General features: G+C 34.3%; 3 protein-coding genes. 1 reads left to right on the forward strand and 2 read right to left on the reverse strand.

Annotation, left to right across the window (positions count from 1 at the left end; translation table 11 throughout):
- Positions 1-119: 119 nt before the first annotated feature.
- Positions 120-3,710 carry a transglutaminase domain-containing protein gene (locus tag ILA26_RS02030; protein ID WP_292893559.1) on the reverse strand — a complete coding sequence of 1,197 codons (3,591 nt, stop codon included), beginning with the start codon at positions 3,708-3,710 and terminating at the stop codon, positions 120-122.
- 420 nt (positions 3,711-4,130) lie between these two features.
- Positions 4,131-5,789: a thermosome subunit alpha gene (gene thsA / locus ILA26_RS02035; protein WP_292893562.1), complete on the reverse strand. Its 1,659-nt coding sequence runs from the start codon at positions 5,787-5,789 to the stop codon at positions 4,131-4,133.
- 116 nt (positions 5,790-5,905) lie between these two features.
- Between thsA and ILA26_RS02040 the strand changes: the two genes are divergently transcribed.
- On the forward strand, positions 5,906-6,922 hold the full coding sequence (locus ILA26_RS02040) for a hypothetical protein (protein ID WP_292893565.1): 1,017 nt from the start codon (positions 5,906-5,908) through the stop codon (positions 6,920-6,922).
- Positions 6,923-6,933: the final 11 nt, after the last annotated feature.

Consider the following 6,933-nt stretch of genomic DNA (forward strand, 5'->3'; position numbering starts at 1 on the left):
TATTATTTTATATTTTTAGGAGTATAAAAAAGTTTTGGACGACCTAAAACTGATAATAAAAAATAGTGAAAAAAAAATAAATTTAAATTTTAAAAAAAAGAAAAAGGAGAAAAATTCAATTAGAATGATAAACTAGCGTATTTTCCGTTTAAGGAATATGAGCCAGTATTCCAATTTACAATTTTTCCAAATGAATTTCTTGAACTTGTTGGGTCCCCAACAATCCATTTACCATCAACTAAAACTTGGGTCCATACGTGACCGTAAGTACTTCCACTAGAGAATTTACAAGTACCATGAACGTATCTTGCTGCAAGACCTGCTGCCCTATACAAAGCAACTAATAAATGTGCTTGATCCACACAGTTTCCTGTTTTAGCGCTTAATGTACCTGCTGCTCCATATTTAGTGTTGTAATAGAAACTATAAGAGATTTTATCTCTCACATAATTATATATGGATTCAGCTTTAGCATAGTCAGAGGTTGCACCACTTGTTAAAGATGCCGCAAGGGACTTGATTGCAGAATTGGTTACTTGACAATTTGTTGTAGCTTTCAAGTAAGCGCTCAAGTCAGTAATAGTGTTCAATTCATTTAAACCACTACCAGTGACTGAAATTGAAGAGCTGCTACCTCCGCTACTGGTTGATCCATAATTAATGGAAACGTAATTTGGCATAGCAGAGTAAGTATTGTAAAATGCTAAAATACGTGAGAAAGCATCCACAACTTCACTGTAGATAATATTACCTACAGTAGATGAAGAGTAATTTGGAGCCTGATTGTTTTTAGCGATGAAAGCTGCAGTATTCTTAGCTACAGTCAAATAATCTGCCTTGTATAAATCCTCATAAATTGTATCACCGGAAGGTGATGAAGGAGCCTTAACACCGATTATGTATTCAATATCCTTAGTATTGGAGTTACCTAACTGGTAAATAGCTTGACTCATAACATATAAGAATTCTTGAAGTTTGAATGTCACTCCACCTGCAGTAACTGTAGCTGGAAGCGCATTCTTCTCATCATAATATTTTTTTAAGTTTGAAGCACCAGTAAGTATGTTCTTAATGGATATTGTTCCGGATGATGAAGATACCGGAGTTTCAGTAGTAGAACTGCTTGAGCTGCTTGAAGATGAAGCTGATGAAGATGATGAAGATGAAGATGAAACCTTGCTGGTTAATGAATTGAAGTCAACAAAGTTACTTAAACCCCATCTAAACAATACGACACCAGATCCAGAACCGTCAAGTGCTGATTGTGAGTCCTTTGTAATTTCGGATAAGGACAATTTTACCACATTATCATCTGATTGATAACTTTGTAAACCTGCCCAAACTTGAGCCCCATTAGAGTTATCTACAAACCATTTTGTTGTAGTTTTAATCCAGGATGAGTCTTTTCCGTAGTTTCCTTTATAAATCATAGGAATAACTACATCCATGTACTTACTTATTGTAGCCATATCCTGACCGTAGTAATACTTGTTACTTGTGGTTTCAGGCATTAATGCACAGGATACAATAAGATCAGGATTGATTTTTTTAACTGCTGTAGTTACTTGTTTTACAAATTCATTGATAGCTTCAGTACCACCGCTAGTCTTATATGCAGTTCCAGGATATCTTAAGTAATCAAAGTGAATTCCTGAAACTCCTTTAACCTTAGCGTATTTTTCAGCTTCAGCTATTTTCTGATTGAAGAAAGCAGTGTTTGTAGCACCATTTTTGACAGGATTTACCCAACTACCACCATCATAGAATGTTTGCATCCAAATGTGAACTCTGATTCCCAATTTATTTGCGCTTGCAATCCATGATTCCACCGCAGATTGACCATGTGCAGTAAATGCATAATAATTTAAGAATATATCAGTGGTTCCTTTAGAAGCCAATGTATTCAAATTAACATTTTTCATGTCTCCACCGAAAAGCCAGTAACCATATCCGCCAGCATTACTGTTTTTAGTAACTTCAATCTTTGTGGAACCTGAAGATGTAGTATAATCATTATCGTTGGTTCCGTCAAAATTGTATGAAACAGTTTGATTTCCAGCTGCTAAATTAACTGAAAATGTTGCATAACCTGTTGAAGAGGTTGTTGCGGAATATGTTTTAGAGTTTACTGTTAACTTAACGGTTTTGCCAGACAAAGCCTTGTTGTTTGCGTCTTGCAATAAAACTTTTAAACTTTGAGTACCTTGTGAGAAAGAGGTTCCGCTTTTCCAAGTAAGTTTGGTTGCAGCCCTTTCTTTAACGGTAATCGCAGTTGATGCGGTTTTTGAGCTTACCTTAGACTCAGCAGTATTTTTATATGTGATAGTGTACTTACCAACAGCCAAACTAATTGGCAGTGATACAATACCATTACTATCAGTGGTTTTAGTGTAAGTCTTACCGTCTAATGTAATAGTAACAGTCCTTTTTGCTAATGGAACACTACCTGAAGTTAAAGCCACTTTGAATGGAGTATTTGCCCCATGTCCGAAAGTGGTAGTACTTTTAACTGTGAAGGTAGGAGTCTTACTAGGTAGAATCTCTACTTTATCACTAGCACTAGAAGCCTTATAGAAACTGTTACCTTCAAATGAATATTTTACGGTATATACTCCTGCATTTAAAGTAGGTAATTTAAGTTTAGCATTACCATTAGCATTAGTCTTTTTAGAGTATGTCTTACCGTTAATAGTTATCTTAATGATCTTACCTTTACCCGGAGCGTAACCAAACTTATTAAGTAATTTTACTTTAATCTTTTTGGTGTCTCCAGTGAGGAAAGTATAAGTTTTAGTAGTCAATGATGAAGTAGTTGATGATACTACAGTAATAGTATTAGTTTTTGTCAAACCATCCTTATTGTAGGAAATAATTTTATGAGTTCCTTTACTGAGGCTGGCTAATGATAAACTAGCTACACCATTTGCATTTGTTTTTACCTTGTATTTTTTCCCATCAATCTTAAACTTGATTTTCTTATTTGCTAGAGCTTTACCGTTACTTTTCAAAAATGTAGCAGTAAACTTTCTACCGTCAGTATATACTTTAGATATGTCACTAGCGGTAATTGTAGATAAAATCTTAAAGGTAGTGCTTAATTTATAACCTGTTGTAGGGTTTAGAGCAACTACATTATAAGTTCCAGGTTTAAGATTAACATCTAAAGAAGCCACACCGTTTGCATTGGTCTTTTTGGTGTAAGTAACACCGTTTACAGTAAGTTTAACGTTAGTATTTTTCAAAACATTACCGTAATTATCATAGAATGTTGCAGTGTACTGTGTGCTTCCCTTATAATATTTAGTAACTGATTTTGCTTGAACAGTTTTTGATAAATCTATAGTTGAAGAAACGTTACTGCCTGAACTTGAAACATTAGCAGTTGAAGATAAAGGAGTAACCCCGTTTTCACTATTCAAGAGATCGTCACCATTCGAGTTAGTTGATAAAGTATTTGAATTTTCAGATCCTAAAACTTCTTCACTTGATAGAGAAACTTTAGATGAATCATTATCAACATTTGAATCACTTGATACAGAACTTTCTGATGAATCAGCAGTATTCTCCAGTGGGACTGAAACATCTGATGCGTCATCTACTAAGCTAGTAGTATATGAATCTGTAACATTTACATCACTTGCTGAAATAACACTAGCTGATAGAACAACTGTGAGTAATAGTAACAAAGTGAGTAATATTTGTTTGTTCAAAATATTTTACCTCCATAACAATTTTTTAAACATCCATGAGATATCTTAATCTCACTTCACCAATATTTATTACAAATATCTTATATAAACCTTTTTATTTACTAAATCACATTAAATGAGTTTAATTTTAAAAAATAAGGTTAAAACTTTATGAAAATAAAGTATAAAGTAAAATTATAGTTAGATTACCTTCTAAAAGAATATTACATTATGAAATTATAATTAAAGTTACTTCACTATATTAAAATACAAACAGTAATGTTTGAGCTTATTAGATAAAATAACATATAATTAAAACTTATCTAATATAAAATCATTGATAAAATTTAAGTTAGAATAAAAAACAATTCATTTAATAAAGAATATCAAAAAATAAGCAAGAAAAAAGAAAAAAAGAAAAATGTAAAATATTTTTTAATCTTACATCATTGGAGGCATTCCGCCCATGCCACCCATTCCGCCTGCACCAGGCATTGGAGGCATACCGCTTGCATCATTTCCAGACTCATCAGGTCCGGTGGAATTAAGTGCGTTTCTTGCTGCAATCATGTCATCAATACGTAAGATCATTTCAGCAGCTTCGCCAGCAGATTGAAGAGCTTGTATTTTGACTCTTAAAGGTTCAATAACGCCAGCATCTTTCATGTCTACCACTTTACCGTCAAATACGTTGATTCCGATGAATGGTGAGTCTTCGTGAGCAGCTTTTAAGTCTGCAATTAAGTTGATGGTGTCTAAACCTGCATTTTCAATCAAGGTTCTTGGAATGACTTCTAAAGCTTCAGCATATTTTAAAATAGCTAATTGTTCTCTTCCACTTACAGATTCACCATATTCTCTTAATTGTTTTACTAAATCAATTTCACAAGCTCCTCCACCAATGAGAACAGTACCTTCTTCAATGGTTGCTGCAACTACACCTAATGCGTCATCAAGTGCTCTTGCGATTTGTTCAGTGACATAACGGGTACTACCTCTTAATACGATTGAGGAAGCTTTTGGATTTTCACATTCTTCAATTAAGGTTAATTCGTGATCGAAGATTTTGTCAAGGTATACGTGACCTGCGTAACCTAATTTTTCTTCTGATAAGTCTTCAATGTCAGACACTAATTTAGCACCGGTTGCTTTTGCGATTCTGTCCATGTCAGATTTTTTAACACGTTTGAAAGCCATGATTCCAGCTTTTTTGAGATAGTGTTCTGCCATGTCGTCAATACCTTTTTGACAGAATAAAACATTACATCCTGAATCGACAACCTTGTTGACTAAATCCTTAATCATGTCTTCTTCTTGTTTTAAGAACATTTCAAATTGGTCAGGACTGGTAATGTCAATTTTAGCATCGGTGTTGATGTCTTTCAATTCAATTGGGTATTTCATTATAGCGATTTTAGCGTCTTCAACATCTTTTGGCATGTTTTTGGATAAAGGTGCTTTGTCGATAATGATACCTTCAGCCAAGAATGAATCTTCCACTGAATCACCGGAAACTCTTTGAATGTTAATGTTGTCAATGTCGGATTTTCCGTCTTCTTTGATTCTTAAAGCTGCTTTAACAACTAAATCTGCTAAGTGTTCTTTTGCGTAGTCTGAACCTTTTCCACTCATTGCAGTTACAGCAACTTTTTTAAGAGTTTCTTCATCATCAGCATCGATTGCGATATTTTTTAAGATTTCAACAGCTTTTGCAGTAGCGTTTCTGTATCCTTTTACAACAACAGAAGTTGCAATGCCATCATCTAATAATTCTTCAGCTTTTGCTAATAATTCACCTGCAATCACTACAACAGAAGTGGTTCCATCCCCAACGATTTCTTCTTGTTTTTTAGCGGTTTCTACGAGCATTCTAGCTGCAGGTTGATTGATTTCCATTTCTCTCATGATGGTTGCACCGTCGTTTGTTACGGTAACATCACCTAATGAGTTTGTTAACATTTTGTCCATACCTTTAGGACCTAATGTAGTTCTTACAATACCTGCTAATACCTTAGCAGCTGTGATATTCATTCTTAAAGCATCTCTTTTTGAATATCTTTCAGTTCCTTCAGGAAGGATAAATATTGGTTGATTTGCCATTTAATAATCACCTAAAAATTTTTTAATAAAAATATAAAACTAAGTTTTTATACATTATAAGGTAGGTAAGAGGTAATATAAAAACATTACCCATTAAAATAACTTCAGGTGTGTTAATGTACGAAGAGATAATAAGAGAAATCAAGGCAAACTTAGGGGAAAACAAGGATTTGAACAGGCAATACCTGTCCTCTCAAATGGAAGTCTATAAGGACCATCCGTACAACAAGGAAATCATCAAGGAGATTTCAAGAATGATGTGGGATTGCTTAAGCGAAGATGAAAAGCAGGAATTCATTGACATTTCAGAAAATGAAAATCCGATAATGGACATCCTCAACGACATATACTATGACATTGAAAACGGAAAGTATGACGTTCCCCGTGAGGAGCTCGGCAAGTTCATGGAGACCTTTCCGGACATGTTTGAGGATGATCTGGTAAGCGAATACCACTATTTCACAAATCCCCTTGAGGAGTTGATTTTTAGAAAGTATATCGGATTAGAAAAAGAGTTGAGATACATCCCGGACAATCAGCCTTTGCTTGATTTGTATTACGTTTACGGATTTCTGCTTTTGGAAAATCAGGAATACGATAAGGCAGAGGAGTATCTCAAAAAAGCGATAAGGATCAATCCCGTTTCAGCAAGAATAATTCTTGAATTGACTGAAATATATAAGATACACACATACACACTGAATGAATTCTTTATCCGCACATGTGACGCCTTGAAATACTCATACTATCCGCAGGACATTGCAAGATGCTACAGGAACCTTGGATACTATTACATTGAAGAGAATCAGATTAAAACCGCCCTTGCGTTATTCATCTACAGCATGGAATATGAGGCAAGCCCACTTGCATACACCGAAATCAAGTACATCCAGTCAAAAAACGACAATATCGAATTGACACTTAAGGAATGCATTGAAATAATTGAAGATAAAAATATCCAAATTGGAGTCAATCCATTCATTTTGGAAACATTAAACGAATTTATCAAGGAATACGATGAAAATAAGCTTTATAATCAGGAACTATACTTCCTAAATCTGAAATTCGATTTGACCAATGACGAAAAGGCCCTTGAAAAAATGAATGACACCCGGCAAAAGCTACGAAACTAAACTATTAATAA

Source organism: Methanobrevibacter sp., assembly GCF_017940815.1.
GTDB lineage: Archaea > Methanobacteriota > Methanobacteria > Methanobacteriales > Methanobacteriaceae > Methanocatella.

What these genes read in the sequence shown, in the direction of transcription:
- thsA (WP_292893562.1), bottom strand. Translation starts at nt 5,789, where the DNA reads ATGGCAAATCAACCAATATTTATCCTTCCTGAAGGAACTGAAAGATAT.
- ILA26_RS02040 (WP_292893565.1), top strand. Translation starts at nt 5,906, where the DNA reads ATGTACGAAGAGATAATAAGAGAAATCAAGGCAAACTTAGGGGAAAAC.